Source organism: Methylobacterium sp. WL19, from assembly GCF_008040005.1.
In the GTDB taxonomy this organism is placed as follows: domain Bacteria; phylum Pseudomonadota; class Alphaproteobacteria; order Rhizobiales; family Beijerinckiaceae; genus Methylobacterium; species Methylobacterium bullatum.
The window spans coordinates 1-22,615 of record NZ_VRVC01000088.1 but is presented as its reverse complement, the minus strand read 5'-3'; the positions used below and the strand labels follow the sequence as shown (position 1 = coordinate 22,615).

General features: G+C 68.6%; 22 protein-coding genes and 1 pseudogene. 8 read left to right on the top strand and 15 right to left on the bottom strand.

What is annotated here, in order from left to right:
• Positions 1–161 (bottom strand): annotated as a pseudogene (locus tag FV220_RS26515) (alpha/beta hydrolase); the annotation flags it as partial.
• A gap of 252 nt (positions 162–413) precedes the next feature.
• Here FV220_RS26515 and FV220_RS17025 point away from each other — a divergent pair.
• Positions 414–761, top strand: a complete 348-nt coding sequence (locus FV220_RS17025; RefSeq protein ID WP_056150012.1) for a DUF6460 domain-containing protein — start codon at positions 414–416, stop codon at positions 759–761.
• 85 nt (positions 762–846) lie between these two features.
• On the opposite strand, the gene FV220_RS17020 is transcribed toward FV220_RS17025, so the two are convergent.
• The 5 genes from FV220_RS17020 to FV220_RS17000 all read right to left on the bottom strand — a co-directional run bounded on the left by FV220_RS17020 (position 847) and on the right by FV220_RS17000 (position 6,418).
• Positions 847–1,521 (bottom strand): L,D-transpeptidase, encoded by a 675-nt coding sequence (locus FV220_RS17020; protein WP_018042198.1) that lies wholly within the window; start codon positions 1,519–1,521, stop codon positions 847–849.
• A gap of 274 nt (positions 1,522–1,795) precedes the next feature.
• Positions 1,796–2,656, bottom strand: a complete 861-nt coding sequence (gene nadC, locus FV220_RS17015; RefSeq protein ID WP_018042199.1) for a carboxylating nicotinate-nucleotide diphosphorylase — start codon at positions 2,654–2,656, stop codon at positions 1,796–1,798.
• Between the two features lie 207 nt (positions 2,657–2,863).
• Positions 2,864–4,405 carry an L-aspartate oxidase gene (locus FV220_RS17010; RefSeq protein ID WP_147832659.1) on the bottom strand — a complete coding sequence of 514 codons (1,542 nt, stop codon included), beginning with the start codon at positions 4,403–4,405 and terminating at the stop codon, positions 2,864–2,866.
• Positions 4,402–5,412 carry a quinolinate synthase NadA gene (gene nadA / locus FV220_RS17005; RefSeq protein ID WP_147832658.1) on the bottom strand — a complete coding sequence of 337 codons (1,011 nt, stop codon included), beginning with the start codon at positions 5,410–5,412 and terminating at the stop codon, positions 4,402–4,404. Before nadA ends, FV220_RS17010 begins: the two co-directional genes overlap by 4 nt.
• Positions 5,413–5,605: 193 nt before the next feature.
• Positions 5,606–6,418, bottom strand: a complete 813-nt coding sequence (locus FV220_RS17000) for an aminotransferase class IV family protein (protein ID WP_147832657.1) — start codon at positions 6,416–6,418, stop codon at positions 5,606–5,608.
• Positions 6,419–6,495: 77 nt separating this feature from the next.
• Between FV220_RS17000 and FV220_RS16995 the strand changes: the two genes are divergently transcribed.
• Positions 6,496–6,840, top strand: a complete 345-nt coding sequence (locus tag FV220_RS16995) for a MerR family transcriptional regulator (RefSeq protein ID WP_056150002.1) — start codon at positions 6,496–6,498, stop codon at positions 6,838–6,840.
• Positions 6,841–6,897: 57 nt separating this feature from the next.
• On the opposite strand, the gene FV220_RS16990 is transcribed toward FV220_RS16995, so the two are convergent.
• From FV220_RS16990 to FV220_RS16980, 3 genes are all read right to left on the bottom strand, one after another.
• A complete protein-coding gene (locus FV220_RS16990; protein ID WP_246689476.1) occupies positions 6,898–7,899 on the bottom strand; it encodes a hypothetical protein in 1,002 nt (333 codons plus the stop codon).
• A gap of 82 nt (positions 7,900–7,981) precedes the next feature.
• On the bottom strand, positions 7,982–8,554 hold the full coding sequence (locus tag FV220_RS16985; RefSeq protein ID WP_147832660.1) for a sugar O-acetyltransferase: 573 nt from the start codon (positions 8,552–8,554) through the stop codon (positions 7,982–7,984).
• Positions 8,555–8,985: 431 nt separating this feature from the next.
• Positions 8,986–10,038: a hypothetical protein gene (locus tag FV220_RS16980; RefSeq protein ID WP_210245952.1), complete on the bottom strand. Its 1,053-nt coding sequence runs from the start codon at positions 10,036–10,038 to the stop codon at positions 8,986–8,988.
• 253 nt (positions 10,039–10,291) lie between these two features.
• On the opposite strand from FV220_RS16980, the gene thiE reads away from it, so the two are divergent.
• The 4 genes from thiE (at position 10,292) to FV220_RS26430 (ending at position 14,894) form a co-directional block, all read left to right on the top strand.
• Positions 10,292–11,014, top strand: a complete 723-nt coding sequence (gene thiE / locus FV220_RS16975) for a thiamine phosphate synthase (protein ID WP_147832655.1) — start codon at positions 10,292–10,294, stop codon at positions 11,012–11,014.
• Positions 11,015–11,235: 221 nt separating this feature from the next.
• Positions 11,236–12,042 carry a bifunctional hydroxymethylpyrimidine kinase/phosphomethylpyrimidine kinase gene (thiD, locus tag FV220_RS16970; RefSeq protein WP_147832654.1) on the top strand — a complete coding sequence of 269 codons (807 nt, stop codon included), beginning with the start codon at positions 11,236–11,238 and terminating at the stop codon, positions 12,040–12,042.
• 106 nt (positions 12,043–12,148) lie between these two features.
• Positions 12,149–12,778 carry an XRE family transcriptional regulator gene (locus FV220_RS16965; protein WP_018042207.1) on the top strand — a complete coding sequence of 210 codons (630 nt, stop codon included), beginning with the start codon at positions 12,149–12,151 and terminating at the stop codon, positions 12,776–12,778.
• Between the two features lie 181 nt (positions 12,779–12,959).
• Complete coding sequence (locus FV220_RS26430; RefSeq protein WP_280529905.1) at positions 12,960–14,894, top strand: calcium-binding protein; 1,935 nt, start codon at positions 12,960–12,962, stop codon at positions 14,892–14,894.
• A 24-nt stretch (positions 14,895–14,918) separates the two neighbouring features.
• On the opposite strand, the gene FV220_RS16955 is transcribed toward FV220_RS26430, so the two are convergent.
• The 5 genes from FV220_RS16955 to FV220_RS16935 form a co-directional block, all read right to left on the bottom strand.
• Complete coding sequence (locus tag FV220_RS16955; protein WP_018042209.1) at positions 14,919–15,497, bottom strand: ABC-type transport auxiliary lipoprotein family protein; 579 nt, start codon at positions 15,495–15,497, stop codon at positions 14,919–14,921.
• 109 nt (positions 15,498–15,606) lie between these two features.
• Complete coding sequence (locus FV220_RS16950) at positions 15,607–16,689, bottom strand: MlaD family protein (protein WP_018042210.1); 1,083 nt, start codon at positions 16,687–16,689, stop codon at positions 15,607–15,609.
• A 308-nt stretch (positions 16,690–16,997) separates the two neighbouring features.
• Positions 16,998–17,816: an ABC transporter ATP-binding protein gene (locus tag FV220_RS16945; RefSeq protein WP_056149987.1), complete on the bottom strand. Its 819-nt coding sequence runs from the start codon at positions 17,814–17,816 to the stop codon at positions 16,998–17,000.
• Positions 17,817–17,830: 14 nt separating this feature from the next.
• Positions 17,831–19,000, bottom strand: coding sequence for an MlaE family lipid ABC transporter permease subunit (locus tag FV220_RS16940; protein ID WP_056149984.1), 1,170 nt, complete (start codon positions 18,998–19,000; stop codon positions 17,831–17,833).
• Between the two features lie 66 nt (positions 19,001–19,066).
• Positions 19,067–20,260 carry an MFS transporter gene (locus FV220_RS16935; protein WP_147832652.1) on the bottom strand — a complete coding sequence of 398 codons (1,194 nt, stop codon included), beginning with the start codon at positions 20,258–20,260 and terminating at the stop codon, positions 19,067–19,069.
• A gap of 170 nt (positions 20,261–20,430) precedes the next feature.
• On the opposite strand from FV220_RS16935, the gene FV220_RS16930 reads away from it, so the two are divergent.
• Positions 20,431–21,513, top strand: a complete 1,083-nt coding sequence (locus FV220_RS16930; RefSeq protein WP_147832651.1) for a hypothetical protein — start codon at positions 20,431–20,433, stop codon at positions 21,511–21,513.
• Positions 21,514–21,565: 52 nt separating this feature from the next.
• Positions 21,566–22,006 (top strand): DUF1489 domain-containing protein, encoded by a 441-nt coding sequence (locus FV220_RS16925; RefSeq protein ID WP_147832650.1) that lies wholly within the window; start codon positions 21,566–21,568, stop codon positions 22,004–22,006.
• 57 nt (positions 22,007–22,063) lie between these two features.
• On the opposite strand, the gene FV220_RS16920 is transcribed toward FV220_RS16925, so the two are convergent.
• Positions 22,064–22,615 (bottom strand): hypothetical protein (locus FV220_RS16920; RefSeq protein WP_147832649.1); only part of this gene is annotated, 552 nt, incomplete at its 5' end.

The window sequence follows — 22,615 nt, the reverse complement described above, 5'->3', positions numbered from 1 at the left end:
GCGGGCGAGGCCTGGGTGCCCTGCCGGCGGCGCGCGCGCACCTCGGAGAGGGGGATCGACCAGGGATCGGCCTGGGCCGCATGGGCCGCGACGATCTCGGCGTTGAGGCGGTGGGTCTCCGGATCGATCGTCGCCGGGTCGAAGAGGGCGTGGTCGATCATGGAACGGTTCGTCTCATCCAGTGTGGGGCCGAAGCGGCATTCGGGCTGGCGCGTCGAATGTGGGCGAAGCCCGCACCGATGCCAGTCGCAGGGCCGGCGCGAAACGGCCTAACGCCCCAATGGACAGACGGTTTCGTTCGGGTGTGTCGCATCGGTCACGCTTCCGCCGGGTTCGCCGGCTTCAGAGACGCCGATGAGGCCCCATATGTCCGAAAGAGTTCAGCCGTCGGATCACGGCCAGAGGATGACAGCATGATCGTCGACAACGACCCGCGCCGACAGGGACCCTACCAGGGCCGTCCCCCCGTCGGGAGTGGCTATTCCGATGGACAACCGCGTTCGGCCCTGCGGCGCTTCCTCGGCGGTTCGCCCATGGCGGTGCTGGTGAAGCTGCTGTTCCTGTCCATCCTCGTCGGCGCCATCATGGCGACGCTGGGCATCACGCCCGGCCTGCTGTTCTGGCACATCTACGATGCGGGCCGCGCGCTCATCGACCTCGGGTTCGAGACCTTCCACGATTTCGGACGCTGGATTCTGGCCGGTGCCGTGGTGGTGGTGCCGCTCTGGCTGCTGTCGCGGTTCCTGTCGGTCTCGAAATAGGCAGGCGGACCGCATTCTACCGAGGGACATGAAAAAGGCCGGCGTTTCCGCCGGCCTTTTTCAATTCGACGCGTGTCGAAGACGATCAGCGCTGGACGATGACCTTCGCGCCGACCTTGGCGCGGGTGTAGAGATCGGCCACGTCGTCGTTGGTCATGCGGATGCAGCCCGACGACACGGCGGTGCCGATCGTCTCCGGCTCGTTGGAACCGTGGATGCGGTAGATCGAGCCGCCGAGATACATGGCGCGGGCGCCGAGCGGGTTCTCGATGCCGCCCTTCATGAAGCGCGGCAGGTCGGGGCGACGGCGCAGCATCTCGGCCGGGGGACGCCAATCGGGCCATTCCCGCTTCATCGTGATCGTCTGGGTGCCGCCCCAGGTGAAGCCGGGACGACCGACGCCGACGCCGTAGCGCAGGGCCTGACCGCCGCCGAGCACGTAATAGAGCCGGCGCTCGGCCGTGGAGACCACGATGGTGCCGGGAGCGTAATTGCCGCCGAAGGCGACCTGCTCGCGCTGGATCGCCGACATCTGCGGCACGGCCGAGGCCATCGGGTCGGCCGGGTTGAGCGAGGCGTTGGCGGTGGGCACCGCCACCACGGCGGCGGGGGCGGGCTCCGCCTGCGGACGCACGCGCAGCACCAGCGCGTTGTCCAGGGGCTGGCGGGTGAGGGGGTCGATCTCATAGGCGGCGGCGGGCGAGGCCCAGACACCAACCATGCAGGCGAGCCCGGACAGGGCGGGGGCGATACGGCGCATCAAAGCCTCTCGAAGGCAGGCGAAACGTGGGGGAAACACGGTCGGTAACGCGACGCAGGATACCGTTTTCCGATCGCCAAGACGTAAACGCTGCCGCCCCAAAGCCAAGCTGAATTCGCGATGAAGCGATGGTTGCGCCGGGGTCGTGACTCCATGGCCACAGTGTGGCGGCTTAGCCGTATTCGCAGGGATTATTGTCCGGGGGCCAGGTCGGCCGGGAACAATCTCCGACGCGGCGGAACCCGATCCGCGCCGGACGTCGTGGTCCTCCGGATCAGACCGCGTCGAGGCCGAGGTCGATGATCGGCGCGCTATGCGTGATCCAGCCGCTGGAGATCAGGTCGACGCCGGAGGCGGCGATGGCGCCCACCGTCTCGCGGTTGATGCGGCCCGAGGCCTCCGCGATGGCGCGCCCGTCGATCATCCGCACGGCCTCGCGCAGCTGGTCCGGGCTCATGTTGTCGAGGAGCACTGCATCGGCGCGGACCGACAGAGCCTCGGCCAGCTGATCCAGCGTGTCGACCTCGATCTCGATCTTCACGAGGTGGCCGGAATAGGCCCTCGCCCGCTCGATGGCGGGAACGATCCCGCCGGCCACGGCGACGTGGTTGTCCTTGATGAGCACGGCATCGTCGAGGCCGTAGCGGTGGTTGGAGCCGCCCCCGGCCCGGACCGCGTGTTTCTCCAGGGAGCGCAGGCCGGGCGTGGTCTTGCGGGTGCAGACGATCCGCGCCTTGCCGTGCGGGCGGGCCGCCTCCACGAGCCCTGCCGTGGCGGTGGCCACGCCGGACATGCGGCACAGGAGGTTCAAAGCCACGCGCTCGGCGGTGAGGATGGCGCGCGCCGGACCGTCGAGACGGATCACCACGTCACCGGGCGAGACCCGCGCGCCGTCGCCCCGTTCGACCACGACCGACACGGCCGGGTCGATGAGCGCGAAGGCGATGATGGCCGCGTCGACGCCGGAGATCACCCCGTCCTGCCGGGCCGCGATGACGCCGGAGAGGCGGGCATCGGCGGGCACGATCGCGTCGGTGGTGATGTCGCCGGCCCGGCCGAGATCTTCCAGCAGAGCCGCGCGAACGATCGGCTCCACGAGGAGACGGGGGAGGGGGACGAGACGGGCATCGCTCATGGGGTCGCTCGTAAGATGGTCGCTGGAAGGGGGCCGACGGTCCGCCTACTGACCTCATCCTGAGGTGGCGGAGCGAAGCGGAGCCCTCGAAGGAGGCCTCCATCTGGCACGGGGTAGCTGGAACTCTCCTTCGAGGCCCGCTGGCGCGGGCACCTCAGGATGAGATCGGTGGGTGGGATCGTCCCAGGACGGTCCCGGTCCTCTGATTCAAACCGATGCAACCGCATCGGCCGGGGCGGACTCCGCGATCCGCCAGACTTCGGCGAGTGTCACCTCGCTGTGCCGGGCAGGGGCCTGCTCCGGGTGGTCGCTGCGCCAATGGGCGCCCCGGCTCTCGTGGCGGAACAGCGCCGAGGTCGCGACCATCAACCCGGTGAGGGCCGCGTCGGAGCCCTGCCTCGCCGCCGGCGCGAGGTCGCGCACAGCGTCGGTGAGACCATCGGCGTCGCGCACCACCCCGACCTGGGCTTCCATGACCCGGCGGATCGCATCGTGATCGGCCTCGTCGTGCCGGCGCGGCTCGGCCATCACCGCCGGACCGGGGGCGGGCACGGAGGCGACGGCCTCGGCGATCCAGGGGGCGAAGGCCATCGCTTCGAGGAGGGAGTTGCTGGCGAGGCGGTTCGCGCCGTGCAGGCCGGTGGAGGCGACCTCGCCGCAGGCGAATAGGCCGGGCACGGTGCTGGCGCCGGTGCCGTCCACCTTGATGCCGCCCATATGGTAATGCGCCGCCGGGCGCACGGGGATCGGCTGGCGCTGCGGATCGATGCCGGAGGCGGCGCAGAGGCCCGCCACGGTGGGGAAGCGCGTCGCCATGCGCGCGCCGAGGGCACCACGGCAATCGAGGAAGACCTCGGTGCCGCGCCGCCGCGCCTGGAAGATCGCACGGGCGACCACGTCGCGGGGGGCGAGATCGCCCCCGGCGATGCCGGCCATTACCGGCGCGCCATCGTTGTCGATCAGCCGCGCGCCCTCGCCGCGCAGGGCCTCGGTGGCCAGCGGCATCGGGTCCAGCCCCACCGAGATGGCGGTGGGGTGGAACTGCACGAACTCCATGTCGCGCAGGGTCGCCCCGGCGCGGGCCGCCACCGCCAGCCCCCGGCCAGTGGCGCCGCGCGGGTTTGTGGTGGAGGCGTAGAGGGAGCCGAGCCCTCCGGTGGCGAGCACCACCGACCGCGCGGCGAGCCGCACCGAGGCACCGTCGCGCTCACAGACGAGGCCGGCGACGGCGCCGCTCCCGTCCTGCAGCAGGCCGCGGACATCGGCGACCAGGATCTCGATGGACGGCGTCAGCGCCACGGCCTTCAGCAGCGTGTCGAGCACCATCCGCCCGGTGGAATCCCCGCCAGCCCGGACGATGCGGCGGCGTGAATGCGCCGCTTCGAGGCCAAGCGCCAGGGTGTCGGCGGCGTCCCGGTCGAAGGGCGCGCCGAGGCCGACGAGCCACTCGATCAGGCCCGGGCCGGCTTGCGCCACCCGCAGGGCGACGGCCGGGTCGGTGAGGCCGGCGCCTGCGGCCTCCGTGTCCGCCGCATGCAGTGCGGCGGCATCGTCCTCCGCCATGGCGGCGGCGATGCCGCCCTGCGCCCAGCCGGTCGCCGTGCCGCTTCCCAGGGGAGAAGCGGTGACGAGGGTGACCGGGCGGGGGCTGAGCCGCAAGGCCGTGGCGAGGCCGGCGACGCCGGCGCCGACGACGATCACACGGTCCGAGCCGGGGAGGGTGAAGGAGAACGGGGAATGCGCGTTCATCGCGGACGCACCGCGAGCATGCGCTCCACCGCCGCGCGGGCGCGCTCGGCGAGTTCCGGCTCCACCGTCACCTCGTGGGTGAGGGTCTCCAGCGCATGCCGGATGTTCCGCAGCGACATCCGCTTCATGTGCGGGCACATGTTGCAGGGCTTGATGAACTCGATATCCGGGTTGGCGGCGGCGATGTTGTCGCCCATGGAGCACTCGGTGACGAGCACCACCTGACGCGGCCGCTTCTCGGTGACGAAGTTCATCATCATCGCGGTCGACCCCGAGAAGTCCGAGGCCGCCACCACGTCGGGCGGGCATTCCGGATGGGCGATGACGGTGACGCCGGGATAGCTCTCGCGCACCTCGTCGATGTCGGCGGGGGTGAACTGCTCGTGGACCTCGCAATGGCCGGCCCAGGTGAGGATCTCGACCTCGGGCACCAGAACCTGGACGTTCTGCGCCAGGAACTCGTCGGGGATCATCAGGACGCGCGGCGCATTGAGCGAGCGCACCACGTCCACCGCGTTGCCGGAGGTGCAGCACACGTCCGATTCCGCCTTCACGGCGGCGGAGGTGTTGACGTAGGTCACGATCGGCACGCCGGGATACTTTTCGCGCAAGCCCCGCACGTCGGCGGCGGTGATCGAGTCGGCGAGCGAACACCCGGCCCGCATGTCGGGGATCAGGACGGTCTTGCCCGGATTGAGCAGCTTGGCCGTCTCCGCCATGAAATGGACGCCGGCCAGCACGATCACGTCGGCATCCACGTTGATCGCCTCGCGGGCCAGCGCCAGGCTGTCGCCGACGATGTCCGACACGGTGTGGAAGATCTCGGGCGCCTGGTAGTTATGAGCGAGGATGACCGCGTTGCGGGCCTTCTTCAGTTCCAGGATCGCCGCGACGTCGTCGGCCAGGGCCGGCCATTCGATGGCCGGGACATGCCGGCTCACGCGGGCGTAGATCTCGGGCAGAGGCAGGGTCGAAACCCGGTCGATCGGAAAACTCGTGGCCGCCATGGACGCGTCCTCAGTTATGCTCAATCTGAGCATTGTGCCGACTAACGTAGGCGCGCGAGATACGCTTGTCTAGATATGCTGAGCCTGAGCATATTCATTTTGCAGTGCGATATTGTGCAAACGTCATCCTCAGCCACCGCCGTCCCTTCCTGCATGGTCGAGCGCGATAGTTCCTGATCGCATGCAGGGACGATCAGACGTCGAGCCCCGGTTCGGTCCGATAGGCACGATGCAGCAGGGCGGCGAGGTCGCCGGATCGCGGCAGGGTGACGGTGCCGATGGAAGCGACGGCGACTCCCGGCGTCCACGAATTCATCGCGACGGCTCCGGAAAACTCGCCGAGTCCGTCCGCCGCTACGACCGCCTCGCGCTGGGCGACACCGAGGGCGGTCAATCGCCGGCGGAGGATCCCCATCGTGACCCCGGCGAGGATGCCGGCCTGCGGCCATGTCACCGACGCGCCGTCCCAGAAGGCCAGGTTCCAGATCGTCGCTTCGCCGATCCGTCCCTGGCGATCGACGAAGGCGGCATCGTCGAAGCCCTGCCGGGCGGCCTCGCGCAGGAGATGGGTCTTTGCCGACTCGCCCACATGCTTGACCTCCGGGCGCCAGCGCTCATGCGGCGTGAGGGCCAGTTTCAGCGGGCCGGCGGGGCCGTCATTCGGCGGAAAGGTCCGGACCAGGATCGAGCACTCATCGGTCGCATCGCCGAGGCGGAATTCTCCGCTACGCGAAAACACTGTCGCGGTGAGCGACAGGTCACCGGGTGCGTCCGCCACGGCGATCCGAAGCGCGTGTCGTATGTGCTCTTCCGGCATGATGCGGCCGAACAGTGCCTGCGACCCGTCGCGAAGGCGATCGAGATGGAGGTCCAACCCCCTCACGCGGCGGTCACGGACCTGCATGGCGGTGAAATGCGCGAACCCGGCGAAGGCGAGGGGGGCGAGGTCGGAGGCGGTGGCGGTCCGCCCGTCGATCCAGGCACGGGTGGCGAAGGCGTCTGTCATGGGAAAGCGCTCTCGACTGGTTTTCATCGACGAGCCGCAGCCTTAATCCGTGACAGCACTGTCAGGGTCAACGGCCAATGCGGATCGGGACGCTATCGAAGCGCACGGGCGTGAGCGTGCGCATGCTGCGCTATTACGAAGGGGAGGGGCTGCTCACGCCGGAGCGCACCGGCGCCGGGTATCGCGATTACACGCCGCTGGACGAGGACATTGTCCGGCGGATCAGGACACTCGGCGCGGCCGGGATGACGTTGCCGGTCATCCGCGAGTTCCTGCCCTGTGCGCTCGCCGGGCGCGGCGCATTCGAACCCTGCGACGAGCTTCGGCAGACGTTGCGCCGGCACATCGCGCAGGTGGACGAGCGCATCACCGAACTGGCGAAGAGCCGCAGCCTGCTGGAATCGATCCTGGCCACGATGTAGTCCCGCCGGGCCATTGCCGCATCGCCGAGGCCGACCCGCGCCCCGGCACGCGCTGCGTCAGGACGACCGCCGCGACGGGGTCAGCCGGAACCCCGGCGCCGGGCGCTCCAGCAGCACCTCGCGGCGGAAACGCACGAGGCGGGCCGGCCGCCCTGCGGCGCCGCTCGTGACTTCGTCGGTCTCCTCCACCAGCCCCTGCTGGGCCACGAGCCGACGAAAGTTCTGCTTGTGGAGATTGGCACCGGACAGGGCCTCCACGGTGCGCTGCAGCTGGAACAGGGTGAAGGTCGGCGGCATCAGCTCGAACACCACGGGGCGATACTTGATCTTGCCGCGCAGCCGCCCGATCGCCGTGGCGAGCACGCGGCGATGATCGAAGGTCATGGGGCGCCCCGTCGTGGCGATATCCGTGGCGTGTGCCTCGCCGGCCTGCCCCTGCGCTTCGGGAATCAGCCCGGCCTCGAACAGGAGTTCGTAGCGTTCGAGCACGCGCTCCTCGTTCCAGGCTCCGCCGCCGATGCCGAAGGTGAGCCCGAGCCTGTCCTCGCGCCGGCGCCTGATCTTGGCATCCACCGCCCCGGCGGCCCAGGCCAGGAGCTTGGCCTCGATGCCGTCCAGGGTCTCGGGCCGGCCGGCGCGCCAATCCTCCCAGGGCAGGAACGCATACCAATTGTGCCACGACGCGTCGGGGAGGGAGGCCGAGCGCATCTCCCGCACGAGGGCGAGGTAGGCCACGGACAGGGAGTGGAGGCCGGCCGAATCGTCGCCCTGCCGGTCGCGGTCGCCGAAGGTGTAGAGTTGCTCCACATAGCCGAGGCGCTGCTGCGTCTGGCGTTCCACCCAGGCGCGCAGGCCGCGCTCCAGCGTGGGGTGCTCCGGCACGAGGGGGCCTGCCGGCAACCCGGTCTCACGGCCCGTGGCCTGGCCCGGAACCCGCACCGTGAGGGCGCGTGGCTCACCGTCCGTCGCCGCGACGATGACGGCGACGAGCCCGACCGCCGACGGATTGGGAAGCGCGCCGGTCGCCTCCACCGCAAACCCGTCCTGCGCCCTCGTCACCTGTCCCGCCCCCCGGTCCGTGAATGGGTCTCATGGCAGATTGTGTGCCGGAATCAACGCGCGACAGGGTGCGCGCATCGCTTCACGCCTTGGCGGGCACCGGCCGGGCCGGGTTGCCGACCACCGTCGCGCCGGGCGTCACGTCGCGGGTGACGACGGCGCCGGCCCCGATGATCGCATGGTCGCCCACCGTGACGCCGGGCAGGATCAGCGCGCCGCCGCCGATCCAGACGTTGCGGCCGATCGCGATGGGGCGGGCGAATTCCAGCCCGGCCTCGCGCGCCTCCGCCTCGCGGGGATGGTCCGCCGTGAGGATCTGGACACCCGGCCCGATCTGCGTCCGGTCGCCGATCGTCACCGTGGTGCAATCGAGGATGACGCAGTTGAAGTTCAGGAAGACGTGAGCGCCGATGCTGATGTTGAAGCCGTAATCGCAATGGAACGGCGGCCGGATCACCGCCCCGTCGCCGACCCCCGCGAAAATCTCGCGCAGCAGAACCCTGCGCTCGTCGGCGGGACGCCCGAGCATGGCGTTGTAGCGCGCGAGCCAGACCTGGCAGGCGCGCAGGTCGGCACCGAGTTCCGCGTCGTCGGGGTGATAGAGTTCCCCCGCGATCATCTTCTGCTTCGGCGTGCGCCCGGCTTCGGTGGTCATGCCAGTCTCCGTGCTTCGTGGATGCGGGGAGTAGGCCGATGGGCCGGGGCCGGCAAGCGAGGTCCAGTTGGATCGGTCCTGTGTGGCACGGTCGCCGGAGGCGTCGACACGGTTCGGGAACAGCTTACCGTAGGGCGGCGAGGAGATGCCGAGTACGGTCGCCTCAAGGTCTACCTCGTCGCCGAGAGCGTAGCGGAACACCGCAACCCCGGCGCAATCGATCACGACTCCTTCGGGGCTCGTGGCCGACAGCGCGTTCCAAATGAGAACTTCGTCGCCCTCTGCCTCGTCCGGCGGAACGGTCCGCACGAAAGCGTCGAAGCCGGCGGCGGGGAAGAAGCGGCCGAACGCGACTCCCATCGGCGGATCGCCGCTTTCCAGTTCGGAATGACCGATGACCTCTCCGTGCGCGACGATGCCGTACATGGCCTTCACTCGCATCCGTTTTCGCTCGCAGGTGCCTGCGGCGCCTCGCCCGTGTCGGTCCGCAGGATGAACTCGGCCCGCTCCCGCACCGAGGGCGAGCGGTCCCCGAGGAGCCGCGTGGCGTAGGTACGGGCCTCTGGACGCCCCTTCAGGCGATACATGGCACCCTCGAGGGCCACACGCCGCACGGCGGCGGAGCGATCGGCGATGCCCTGGGCGATCACGGCGTCGAGTCCGGGCTCCACCGTCAGGGGCCGCGCGTCGTAGACGAACACGAGACGGCGCCGGCCTATCGACTTGTCCACCCATTGCCAGTCGCGGCCCACCGGCCAGGAGGCCTTGCCCTCGACCAGCAGCGAGAGCGCCGCCGCGCGTGCGGCAGGCTGCACCGCCTCGGCGGCCACCCTCAGGAGGTACGGGTCGAGCGCGGGTGTTCGCGAGACGGCGCGCAGCACCCGCGCGACCGGTCCCGTCATCTGCCCGATCAACAGGTCCGCCAGACGCGCAGTGACGTCCGGGCGGCCGAAGGCCTCGTCGAGGACCGCGCGCTCGCCGCTCCACCGGGACCAGCCGAGCCGTTGAAGGTGGAGGGCGGCCGCGCAGCGCGCCACCACCTCGGGGGGCGTGCGCGGAAAGCAGCGCCGTGCGCAGGCCATGGCGGCCGTGCGCACCGGCGCGGACCAGTCGTTCAGCCGCCACGCCACCGCCGCGAACAGGAACGGCGAGGGCAGGCCGTCGGAGAGGCGCGCCAGGGCGGACTCGCGCATGCGTCCGTCCCGGTGGAACAGAAACAGGAGGGCGAGGTCCGGTGACCGGGCGAGCAGTTCCGAATCGGTGCGCGGCTTGCCGAACCACCGCCGGCGGGACGGGAGCGGCTCCCGGTGGAGCCCCGCCGCGTAGGCGATAGCCCCGTCGGCGGTGGTGATCCGCTCGGGTGGCACCTCGCCCAGGAGGTCGACGATCCGATCCAGGTCCGGGCCGGCCACCCCATGGTCCGCGCGTCGCTCCAGCCCCCTCGCCAGAGCGGCCTGGAGTTCGGGACTGAGCGGCGACGGCATCGGCCTCATGGGGATCACGCTCTCTCCGCCCGTCGATCTCGAGGGCCGGTACCGTGCCTTGTATAATCTCCACCGAAGCCCTGAAAAGGAATCCGGGATCGTCATGCCGCGTCGGGGCATCCGTCCGCGCGGGACGGAGGGCGGCCGACAGGACCAATTGCGGCCTTCCCCCGATTCGGACGTTCGAAGCGGGTACCAAACGCCGGAGGTTTGCCACTAGGATGCCGCCGCTGCGGCTTACCGGAGGAACGATGTGATCGGACGCGACACCGCCTTGGGCTCGACCGTGCCGGTCGACGTGAGGCTCTACGGCATTCTGGACGTGGGCGTCTGCGGCGATGACGGCGCCGATCTCGCCGAGATGGCGGCCGAGGCCGTCGCGGGCGGGTGCACCCTTCTTCAATACCGCGAAAAATCCATCGAGAACGCCCGCGAGGCCCTGGCGCGCATCCGCGCCATCCGCGCAGCCATCACGGGCACCGGCGTGCCGCTCCTCGTCAACGACCGCTGCGATCTCGCTCTGGCGGCCGAGGCCGAGGGCGTGCATCTCGGCCAGTCGGACCTGCACCCGGCGGAGGCGCGGCGCATTCTCGGCTCAAGCGCCATCATCGGCCTGACCCTGAAATCGGCGGCCCAGGCGGACGAACTCTATCGCCTGCCCGTGGATTACGCCTGCATCGGCGGCGTCTTCGCCACCACCAGCAAGGACAATCCCGATCCGCCCGTGGGGCTCGACGGGTTCACGCGCATCGCCTTCCGGGCGCGCCTCGCCCGGGGCACCGGCTTTCCCGTGGGGGCCATCGCGGGCATCGACGGCAGCAACGCCGCGTCCATCATCGCAGCGGGCGCCGACGGCATCGCCCTGATCTCCGCGCTGTTTTCCACCGAGGAGGTGGAGGCCCGCGCGAGGGACCTGCGCTTCCGGGTGGATTCGGCCCTCGCGGCGAGGGGCGCGGGCCGTTCGGCCCCGGCCTGAGCGGGTCGCCGGTGAAATTCTCTAAGTCCCTGTTCTAAAATCATTTTCAATCGGGCCGGATTCCCTCGTTCCGGTCGATGGTCTAAGCAGGTTCGCATTGGCAAGCCAACGCTTTACCTCGCTTAGGCCTTTGAAGTGTCGCAGGTTCGAGGACGCAAAACCGGTGACCACTTTTGCTAAACCTGCTTAGGGTTGCTGCAACGCAAGGGACGAGACACGCCATGACACCCATCGCCGTCACCATAGCGGGCTCCGATTCCAGCGGCGGCGCCGGTATCCAGGCCGATATCAAGACCTTCGCGGCGCTCAAGGTCTACGGCGCCAGCATCATCACCGCGCTCACGGCGCAGAACACCCTGGGCGTCCAGGCCATCCACGACGTGCCGGCCGATTTCATCGCGGCCCAGATCGACAGCGTGTTCTCCGATCTCGACGTCAAGGCGGTGAAGATCGGCATGCTGTCGAAGCCCGCGGTGATCGAGGCCGTGGCCGCCGGGCTCGGCCGTCATGCCTCCCGCATCCCCATCGTCCTCGACCCGGTCATGGTGGCCACGAGCGGAGACCGCCTCATCTCCGACGAGGCGGTGGAGGCCATGCGCCGCCACCTCCTGCCCCTGGCCGATCTGGTGACGCCGAACCTCCCCGAGGCCGCCACCCTGATCGAGTCTCCCGTGGCCAAGAGCGAGAACGAGGCGGTGGTGCAGGGGCGCAAGCTCCTGGCCCTGGGCGCCCGCGCCGTCCTCATCAAGGGCGGCCATGCGGAGGGCACCGAGAGCGTCGATCACCTCATGAGCGCCGACGGGACGCTGCGGCGCTTCGCGTCGGCGCGCGTCGACACCCGCAACACGCACGGCACCGGCTGCACCCTGTCCTCGGCCGTGGCGGCGGGCCTCGCCCGCGGCCTGCCCCTGACGGAGGCCGTCGCCCAGGCCAAACGCTACGTCACCGCCGCCATCGCCGCATCCGGCTCCGTGAACGTGGGACGAGGACACGGACCGGTCCATCATTTCCACGCCCTTTGGCACTGAGACGACGGAGAAGTTGGCCTCCTTCGCCTTGCATCGGATGCCTGATTGCGTTTGAAGTACCGCACGATCGTTCGATGTACGGAACGGCGCGATAGGTTCTGGGACAATGCAAGATCAGGCGACGACGCCCGAGCGGGGGCGGCAGCGGGACATCCTGAACGGGGCACAGGTTCTCTCGGGCCAGCTCGGCAAGACCATCCAGAGGCTGCGCAAGGCCTACAATCTCTCGCTCTCCGAACTCGCCGAGCAGTCCGGTGTCGCGAAATCGATCATCAGCCAGATCGAGCGCAACGAGACCAACCCGACCCTGGCGACGATCTGGCGCCTGAGCCAGGCCCTCGACGTCTCGATCGAGCGCGTGCTGGCCACCAGCGACGAAGAGCCCTTCATCGAGAAGACCTCCCGCGCCGACACGCCGATCCTGCTCTCCGACGACGGCAAGATACGCCTTGCCATCGTCGGCTGGATCAAGACGGTGGAATGGCTGCAATGGTACGAGGTCACGGCCGATCCCGGCGGCGTGCTCGATTCCGATCCGCACCAGCGCGGCTCGGTGGAATCCCTCACCGTCACCGAGGGCGCCCTCGAAGTCGAGGTGGCCGGCACGTTCCAGCGCGCGCGGGTGGGCGAGACGCTGCGCTACCGCTGCGACAGGCCGCACACCGTGCGCTGCGTCGGCACCGAGCCGGCCAAGGCGATCATGGTGGTGATCATGAAGGCCGCCGTGATGGAGTAGGCTAAATAATCCGACTGATATTGGATGCCTGAGAGGATACCAAAACTGAGATTATCCAATCTATGACTGATCACGGAAACGTGATCGCAATTGGGTAGTAGTCTAAGTCGAGTCGTATTGACGAAATTGCCGATTGAATATTCAACAATGGTAGTTCAGCTGCCAATCGATGGATCGTGCCATGCCTGTTCGCAAATGGGGCGGGGAGACGCTGGTCAATACCAGGACTGCGGGTGACCAGACATCGGCGGTCGTCACGGTCTTGAACAACGGAAACGTCGTGGCCGTCTGGCAAGATGGCAGCGGTTCCACTGCGGTTCTACGCGGACAGACGTTCGACACGACGGGAGCGCGGATCGGCCGCGAGTTCCTGGTCGACGAGACGACGATCGGCGACACGCTGCCGAGCATCGCGCCGCTGGAGAATGGCGGCTTCATCGTCACCTACCAGCACTACGCCTCGCCCGAGAACCAGGATCTCTACGCTTCTGTCTTCGATGCGGCCGGTAAGTATCAGAGCCGGATCGTCTCGACGTCCTTTGCCAATCAATATCAGCCCGATGTCGCCCAATTGAGAAACGGCTCGGAATCGATCCTGGTCTGGCAGGATCTCGAATCGACGAACGGGGACATCCGCGCCGCGACCTACAACGCGGACGGAACGCTCAAGCCCTCCTTCATCGTCAACAGCGTGGTCGACGGGGTGCAATCGCACCCCGCCATCTCGGCCGGGCCACTGAGCATCCTTCCCGTGGCCGTCTGGCAGAGCGGAAACAGCATCAAGGGTTCGCTGCTTGGACCCGACGGAACCTACGGGTCCGAATTCCAGGTCAACATCCCGACCGGCGACATCCCGATGGAGCCCGATGTCGCGTATATCGGTGCCGGTCGGTTCGTGGTGACGTGGACGTCGTTCAACCAGGGCAGCGGCGGCGGTATCCATGCGCGGCTCTACGGGGTCTATGGCGGCATCGCGCAGCCGATCGCCAGCGAGATCTTCGTGAACTCGACCACCTTTGGCGGCGATCCTACCCTCACGCCGCTGCATAACGGTGGCTTCGTCGTATCCTGGTCGGAAACAAACTACTTCGGCGGCAGCGGACCCGACACATCCGGCTCGTCGATCCATCTCCAGGCGTTCGACGGGTCCGGCGCGAAGATGGGCGGCGAGGCCATCGTCAACACGACGACGTCGAACTCGCAGTTCGACCCCTCCGTCACCGCGCTTCGTGACGGTCGCGTCATGGTGACCTGGACAGATTACAGCGGGGCCGGAGGCGATGCGTCGGGCTCCTCCATCAAGATGCAGATCATCGATCCGCGCGACGGCCTCGTGTACGGCGCCGGCGGCGACGACCTCCTCTACGGGCACGATTTCGTCAATGACGAAATCAATGGCGGCGACGGGGCCGACAGGCTTTACGGCCTCAACGGTGCGGATGCCCTGTATGGCGGAGAAGGCGACGACCTCCTCGATGGAGGAGCAGGCGCGGATACGATGGTCGGCGGTAGCGGGAACGACCGCTACTACGTGGATTCGCGGGACGACCGTATCGTCGAGTTGAAGGAAACGGGAAAGGACGTCGTCGTCTCTTCCGTGAGTTATTCGCTGGCGGGAACCTACGCGGAAACGATCCTTCTGACAGGCACGGGCGCGATCTCGGCCACAGGCAACGAATCGTCCAACAAGATCGTCGGCAATGCTGCGGCCAACACGCTCTCGGGCGGGGCGGGCACCGATACGATCGAGGGCGGTCTCGGCAAAGACTCGCTCTTTGGGGGCATGGGCAACGACAGCTTCGTGTTCGACACCAAGCTCGGCGCCACGAATGTCGACACGATCAACGATTTCGCCAATGCTCCGGGCAACAACGATACGATCAAGCTCGACAATGCGATCTTCACGGCCCTGGTGAAGACCGGTGTTCTCTCCGCTGGACTGTTCGCGGCGAATACCACGGGGACGGCCACGCAGAGCGACGACCGGATCGTCTACGAAACCGATACGGGCCGGCTTCTCTACGATCCCGACGGGGTCAACGGCGCTGCGGCCGTCCTGTTCGCCGTCGTGAAGGACCATCCGGCCCTGACCGCTCAGGACTTCCTGATCGTATGAGGTTTACCGATCGCCCGACCGGGCTCAATGCCCGGAATTCACCCAGCGGACCATGTCGGCGAGCACGATGCTGAGCGCAGCGTCGAGACCGACCGCGGCGCTGCCCGCCTCGATCTTGGCCACGGGCACCCGCGCGGTGAAGATGCGGGCGGCGACCACCTTGCCGGTGCCGTCGGCGATGAGCTTGGCCGAGACGTCCACCACCGCTTCGCCCGAATTCGAGGCGATGTCGAAGGCGCGGATCTCGCTGATCAGCGCGTAATCGGCGACGATCTTGTCGCCCGGACGGCTCACGGATTTCAGGCGCCCGGAATTCTCGAGGCTCTGGATCAGCCGCGTCTGGACGAGGCGCGGCAGGCGGTCGGCCCATTGGCCGCCGCCGAGGAACGACAGGGCGCCGCCGGCCTGACGCACGATGATGCGATCCTGCTCGAAGGGCTGGAGGCCCACCGGCTCGGCCACCGAGATCGACCGTGCCGCCACGCTCGGCCGGCCGGAACTCGGCAGGGCGGCGAGGTCGAAGGTCATGGGCGCGCCGCCGCCGCAACCGCCGAGCAGGGCGGAGAGGCAGGCGAGCGCCAGGGCATGCGAGCGAAACGTCATCCGAAGAGCCTGGAAACCTGTGCAGCGCGGACGAGCGCGCAACCATAAACTACGCCATAGCGGTTTCCGTGCCGTGACGCCGGACACATGCGGCTAGGCTTTGCCGGGTTCAGCGGCCACCGTTGTATTCCGGCAACGATGGCTTGCCGCCGAAGATGACCTGGGACGGGTCGCGCTCCAGGCTCTTCACCGTCCGGTTGAGGGTGTTGAGGGTGCGCTGGCCGTCCGACGACAGGGCTTCGACTTCGCGCCGTCCGGTCCCGCTGAGCTTGCTGAAGCTCGACGCGATGGTGGAGGTGCGCTTGTCGAGGTTCTCGGAGAGGGTGCGGAAGGCCTTGCCGGCGTCGCGCACGGAGATCGCCGCGTCGCGCACTTCGGCGAAGGTGCTGCTGCCGGTCTGGCCCGAGGCGGAGCCGAGGAAGCTCTCGGCCCCCTTCAGCACGTTGTCCACCCGGTCGGCCGAGGCGTTGAGCTTGGCCGCCAGCGAGCGCGCATCCTTGACCGCGCCCTCGATGTCCGGGCTGGCCGTGCTGAGCGCCGCCGAGAAGCGCTCGGCATTGTCGATGACGCGGTTGAGCTTCTGCCCGTCGATGGCCTTCACCAGCGAACTCACGGCGGGGCCCGCATCGCTGAGGGTCTTGGAGAACGATTCCACATTGGCGAGGGTGCGGGTGATGGCGCCTTCGTTGCCGGCCACCAGCTTGTCGAGGCGCTGGAGCATGTCGTCGGCGCGCTGTGCGATCTGCTTGGCCGCCGTCATCATGTCCTGGATGTCGGAACTGTCGGCGAAGATGGTGGGTGTCTGATCGCCCGAGCCCGGCGTCAGCGCCGGGGCATCCGCGTTGCCGCCCGAGAGCGAGATCGTCGACACGCCAGTGAGCATCGCCGAATCGAGGCGGGCGCGGGTGTCGGCGCGCAGGGGCGTGGTGCGGTCCACCTCCACCATGGCGACGACGCGGCGCGGGTCCTGCGGGAGAAGGCGCACGTCCATCACCTCGCCGACCTTGATGCCGTTGAAGGCCACGGTCGAGCCCTTGGCGAGGCCGCCGACGCTGCCGGAGAAGACGATGCGCACGCCCTGCCGTTCCTGGCTGCGCGATCCGCCCTGAAGCCAGAACACGAAGCCGAAGGCAGCCACGACGACCGCGAGAGTGAAGGCGCCCACGAGGGCGTAGTTCGCACGGGTCTCCATTGGATCAGCGATACCTCGGCGTGGCGGGGCGAGTGCGGTGCGGGGACGCACGCGGTGCGCGAGCCCCGATCGATCGCTGGGCGATGTGGCGCACGGCTCCGCCCGGGCGCCGCGCGGATGGGATGGAAGGCATTCCGGCCGATCGGTTCAAAGGTCTTTCCGAAGGCTCGGATGTATCGGCGGGGAGCACGACGAGGCTCCCCTTCCATGAGGGGGGACCCGCGATGCCCTCGAATCGTGTCCGGACCCGGATCAGCATGACACAGGCTTCGGTCCGACCGACCGGCGCCCGCATCGTCACGACGGCGTCAGGCGGCTGCATGCCGGCCTCCCTGCGGGACGATGGCCCGCGCGCGCTTGCCGTGGAAGTAGGAGCGCAGCCAGGGGTGGTCGCTCGCCAGCATGGCCTCGATGGGACCCTGCGCGATGATCTGCCCGTCGCCGAGCGCCGCGATGCGGTCGCAGGCGGTGTAGAGGCTGTCGAGGTCGTGGGTCACCATGAAGACGGTGAGGCCCAGCGTCTGCTTCAACGTGGCGACGAGTTCGTCGAACTCGCCCGCGCCGATGGGGTCGAGCCCCGAGGTCGGCTCGTCGAGGAACAGGATTTCCGGGTCGAGGGCGAGGGAGCGGGCCAGGGCCGCGCGCTTGATCATGCCGCCGGAGAGTTCCGAGGGGAGCTTGTCGGCGGCATCGGGCTTCAGGCCCACCATCTCGATCTTGAGGCGGGCGAACTCGTCGAGCAGGCGCTCGGACAGGTTCAGGTGCTCGCGCATGGGCATCTGGATGTTCTGCTTGACCGTGAGCGCCGAGAACAGCGCACCCTGCTGGAACAGCACGCCCCAGCGCTGCTCGATCTGCCGACGGCGGGTCATCGTCATCCCGTCGACGTCCTCGCCGAACACCTCGATCGTGCCCGAGCGCTTCGGCACGAGGCCGAGGATGGTCCGTGTGAGGACCGACTTGCCCTGTCCGGACGGACCGACGAAGCCGAGGATCTCGCCGCGATAGATGTCGAGGTTGAGTCCCTTCATCACGATCTTGTCGCCGAAGCCGACCACGAGATCGCGGACGCCGATGATGACGTCGCGGGCCGGGGCGCTGTCGAACCGCGCAGGGGGGGAGGACATGTGATTCACGGGCGTCAGAAATCGATGGCCGCGAAGAACACGGCGAAAAGTCCATCCAGTACGATGACCATGAAGATAGACTTCACGACTGAGGCCGTGACGTGACGCCCGAGCGATTCCGCCGATCCTTCGACCGCGAAACCTTCGATCGTGGCGATGATGCCGATGATCAGCGCCATGAACGGCGCCTTGATCAGGCCGACCGCCACGTGGTGGAACGAGACCGCCGCCTGGAGCCGGGCCAGGAACGCGTCGATGGTCATGCCGCCATAGAGCGAGGCGGTGAGGCCGCCCCCCGCCAGGGCCGCCAGCGAGGCGAGGAAGGCGAGGATCGGCAGGCCGATCACCAGCGCGAGGATGCGCGGGACGATGAGGATCTCGATGGGATCGAGGCCCATCACCCGCAGGGCGTCGACTTCCTCGCGCATGCGCATGGAGCCGATCTCGGCGGTGAAGGCCGAGCCCGAGCGCCCCGCCACCATGATCGAGGTGAGGAGCACGCCGAGTTCGCGCAGGATGAGCAGGCCGATCAGGTTGACGACGAAGCTCTGCGCCCCGAAGCGCTGCAGCTGGAAGATGCCCTGCTGCGCCACGATGCCGCCCACCAGGAACGAGATCAGCATGATGATCGGCACGCCCCGGAAGGCGACCTGTTCGAGCTGGTTGACCAGGGCCGTGCCGCGGAACGTGCTCGGCCGCGAGGCGACGCGGATACAGGCCGTCACCACCTCGCCGAGGAAGGCGAGGCCGCTCACCATGTCCGATTTCGCGCCGACGACCCGGACCCCGAGATCGTGCAGGAAACCGACGAGGCGTCCGCGCTTCGGCTTGCCGGCATAGCCGTCGTCCGGCAGCTTCATCTCGCCGAGCAGGATGCGGTGCTCGGCCGAGGCGCCCGCATAGGCGAGAGTCCCGCCGGATGCCTCGATCTCGCCGCGGGTCCGCTCCAGGACCCAGGCGCCGAGCGTATCGAGGCGGGCGACGTTGGAGAGATCGACGAGGATGGAAGCGCCGTTGGTGCGTGCCGCGATCTGTGCTGCGGCCTTCTCCACGGACGAGCCCTGATCCGCCGTCCAGCGGCCGCTCAGGACCACGCGTCCGCCCTCACCGAGAATCGCGGCTTCGGCGGCGTCAGGGTTCGGCTTGGCAGCAGCGTGGCGCACGAAGCGCGACTCCCGGTTCATGCTTGAGAAAAAGCAGATCAAGGTTACGGAATGGTCAAGGTCCGCCACCGACGGCGGAGTGCTGACCTACAAACGAGGCCGTGTGAAGGGCTCACCGGCCGCCATGCGCGCGGAAAGTGACACGAGGCACAGGCCGGACAGGGCGAGCGGCGCCATCAGCGCGAAGGCGAGGCTCCCCCCGCCGGCCTCGTAGGCGACACCGCAGAGGATGGTCGCGCTCGCCGAGGCGCAGGCATTGACGGCGCTCGACAGGCCCTGGGCGCGTCCCCGCGCCCCATCGGGCGCGAAGGCCGAGATCGCCGTCATCGCCCCGAGCTGCGTCGCGCCGAAGCTGAACGCGTGCAGGGTCTGCAGGAGCAGGGCCGGGACGAGGTCGCCTCCCACCTGGGAGAGGCCGACCACGCGGATCAGGGACGCCACGGCGCCGAGCCCGATGAGGCGGAAGGGCGTGCGCCAATGGGCGGGCCAGCGCCCCACGGTGGCGAAGAACACGATCTCGGCGGCGACACCCGTCGCCCAGAGGACGCCGATCCACGAGGCCGAGATGCCGCTGGCCTGCCAGTGGATGCTGCCGAAGGCGTAGGTCGCCGCGTGGCTCGCCTGGATCGTCGCCTGCGCGCCGATGCAGAGCCAGAGCACGCGGGGCAGCTTCGGGCGTGTACCCGGCGCGATGCGCGGCTGCGCCGCATGAGCGTCCACCGGGCTGGCGAAGATGGTGATGGCGGCGACCAGGGCGAGGCCGGTGAGGAGGACCGGCACGGCCAGACGCTCGCCCATGGCGCCGAGGGCCGCGCCTCCGAGCAGGCTGGCGATGAGAAAGCCGATGGACCCGGCCATGCGGATGCGGGCGTAGTCGAGCCGCTTGCTGTGCCGCACGGCGGCGAGGGTGAGGTAGTCGATGGTCGGCACCAGCGGCGCTCCGGCCGCCGCGTTCACGGCGACGAGCACAGCGAGGATGGGCCAGCCGATGGCGGCACCGGCGGGCATCAGCGCGTAGGTCGCGGCCACCGCCACGCTGCCGACCAGCAGGAGACGGCGCGCGGCCACGCCCCTGTCGATCAGCCCCACCAGGGGCGCCGTGGCGATGATCTTCATGGCGATGGGCAGCGCCAGCAGGGCGCCGATGATCCGCGCATCGAGGCCGAGCGCTTTCAGCCAGACCGGCATGAACGGCATGGCGATGCCGATCTCGACGAAGACGACGGCATAGAGCAGCGACAGGCGCGTCGCGTTCGGCTCCGTCGGAGAGGTTTGGGACACCGGATGGACCGCTCGATCGAGGGGCGAAGCGGCCTGAAGGCGAAGCGCTGCCGGCCGCTGATGACGATTCGACCCGTAAAGGCGGCGTTAAAACCATCGTGTCAATCTACCGGTGCTGGTACCCGCGACTTCGCGCAATGGCGCGAGGCACCATCGAGGACACGAGTTCTATGTCTGTCATGCGTTCGCTCACCTCGGTCGATGAGTCGGAATACGACCGGATCGAAGCGGCGATGAGCGAGAGCGAACGCGGCCGCTGGTTCCTCGCCGAATATACGAGGCGCAACCGCAGCGCCGATACGGACATGCTGCTCGGCGCCATCGCGCGCCTGGAAAGCGCGGTGACGGCGGACCGCCCCTCCGACCGGGAGACCGAGCGGGTCGGACGCATGCGCGGCGACCTGATGGACATGGCCCATGCCATCGCCCGCACCAAGGCCGAGATCGCGGCGATCAGCACCGTGGATCAGGACCATAGCCGCCTGGGCATCGCCTCCGTCGCCCTCGACGCCATCGTCCGGGCCACCGAACGCGCGACCTCCGATATCCTCGGCGCAGCGGAAGAGGTCCAGGAGACCGCCTGGACCATGCGCGAATCGGGTGCGGACGCCGAGATCTGCGATGTGCTCGACCGCCGGGCCACGGAAATCTACACGGCCTGCTCGTTCCAGGATCTGACGGCGCAGCGGACCGCGCGCATCATCCATACCCTGCGCTATCTGGAAGAACGCCTCGCGGCGATGATCGCGATCTGGGGCGGCGAGGTCGAGCCGATCCCGCCGGCACCGGGCTCCACCGCGTCGGATGTCGCCCAGGATCTCGACCAGAGCGACGTGGACCGGTTCATCGGCATGGATTCCCTGCGGTCGGAGGCCCAGGCGGCGTCCGAGGTGAAGCCCGAGGCGGCGATGCCGTTCACCGTTCCTGTGGAAACCGTGGACGACGAGCCGCAATCCGCGGAGCTCCCCTCGCTCGAGGTGATGGCCGAGGCCGCCGAAGAGGACGCGTTCACCGAGGCGGATCCCGAAGAATCCGCTCACGAAGAGTCCGTTCTGGACGAGTCCGTTCTCGAGATTCCCACCCCCGAGGAATCCGCCCCCGAGGAAACGGACGCCACCGATCTGAACGAGGTCGGCTTCGAGGACGTCGAATCCGACGAGGCGAAGCCGGCGCCGGAGAAGACCGACATCGCCACGGCCTTCGCCGATATCGACGGGCTGAGCGAGAAAGAGAAACTCGCCCTGTTCTCCTGAGGGAGACGAAAGTCACGCGCGCATTCTCGCCGGCGCTGATAAGAGGGCCGTCATGGCCCTTCACCTTCTGAAGCTCTGCGTCGGACCCGCGACGATCGAGGACCTCGAACAGCGCATCGCCCATTACCGGGACGAGGCGGTGCTGGCCGGGCGCGAACCGTCGACGACCCATGTCACCCGGATGGTCCCGAAGCGGGCCTCCGCCATCGCCGGGCAGGGCTCGATCTACTGGGTCATCAAGGGCACCCTGTGCTGCCGCCAGGCCATCACGGCGATCGAGCCGTTCACGGATAGCGACGGGATCGGTCGCTGCCGCCTCGTCCTCGATCCCGTCGTGGTGCCGGTCAATCCGCGCCCCTGCCGGCCCTTCCAGGGCTGGCGCTACCTCACGGCGCGGTCGGCACCGGCCGATCTCGCCATGGGCCGTTCCGACGACCTCGCCGACATGCCGGAATCCTTGCGCCGCGAGCTTTCCGTCCTCGGCCTGATCTGACCCGACTCGGCTATGGCCTGGCGACGGAGCGGCGATGCCGCCCCGTCGCCGAGGATGTCAGGCCCCTTCGAAGCGGCCGCTCGCATGGGCGAGCATCGTGTAGACCTTGCCCGTCTCGGAGGTGAGGTAGGCATCGGCGCGGCGCGAGTCGCGGTCGTTCTTCGAGACCTCGCCGAGCAGCCGCTCGAACTCGCCGACATAGCGGTCCACCGTCCGGCGGAACTCGGCATCGGCCGCGTAGCGCCTCCGGATCTCCTCGAAGGTCTGCCGGCCCTGGGCCGTGTAGAGGCGGCGGTCGAACAGGTTCGGCTCACCGCGGCGGTAGCGCTCCCACAATTCCACCGCCGTCTGATGCTCGATCATCTTGGCGATGTCGGTGGAGAGCGTCTCCAGGGCGGTGCGGCTCCGCTCGACGGCGGCCTTGTTCGGCTCGGCACCGGCCGCTCCCTTGGCCGGCTCCGCCTTCGCGGCTCCGGATTTGGCGGCTTTGGGCTGACCGGCGGGCGCGGGGGAGGCGTTCGCCGGATCGGACCCGTCCGTGTCGTCGTCGAGGGAGGCGCGGGTCAGGAGATCCGAGAGCCAGCCGCGATTGTCGCGTCCGTCGCGGGC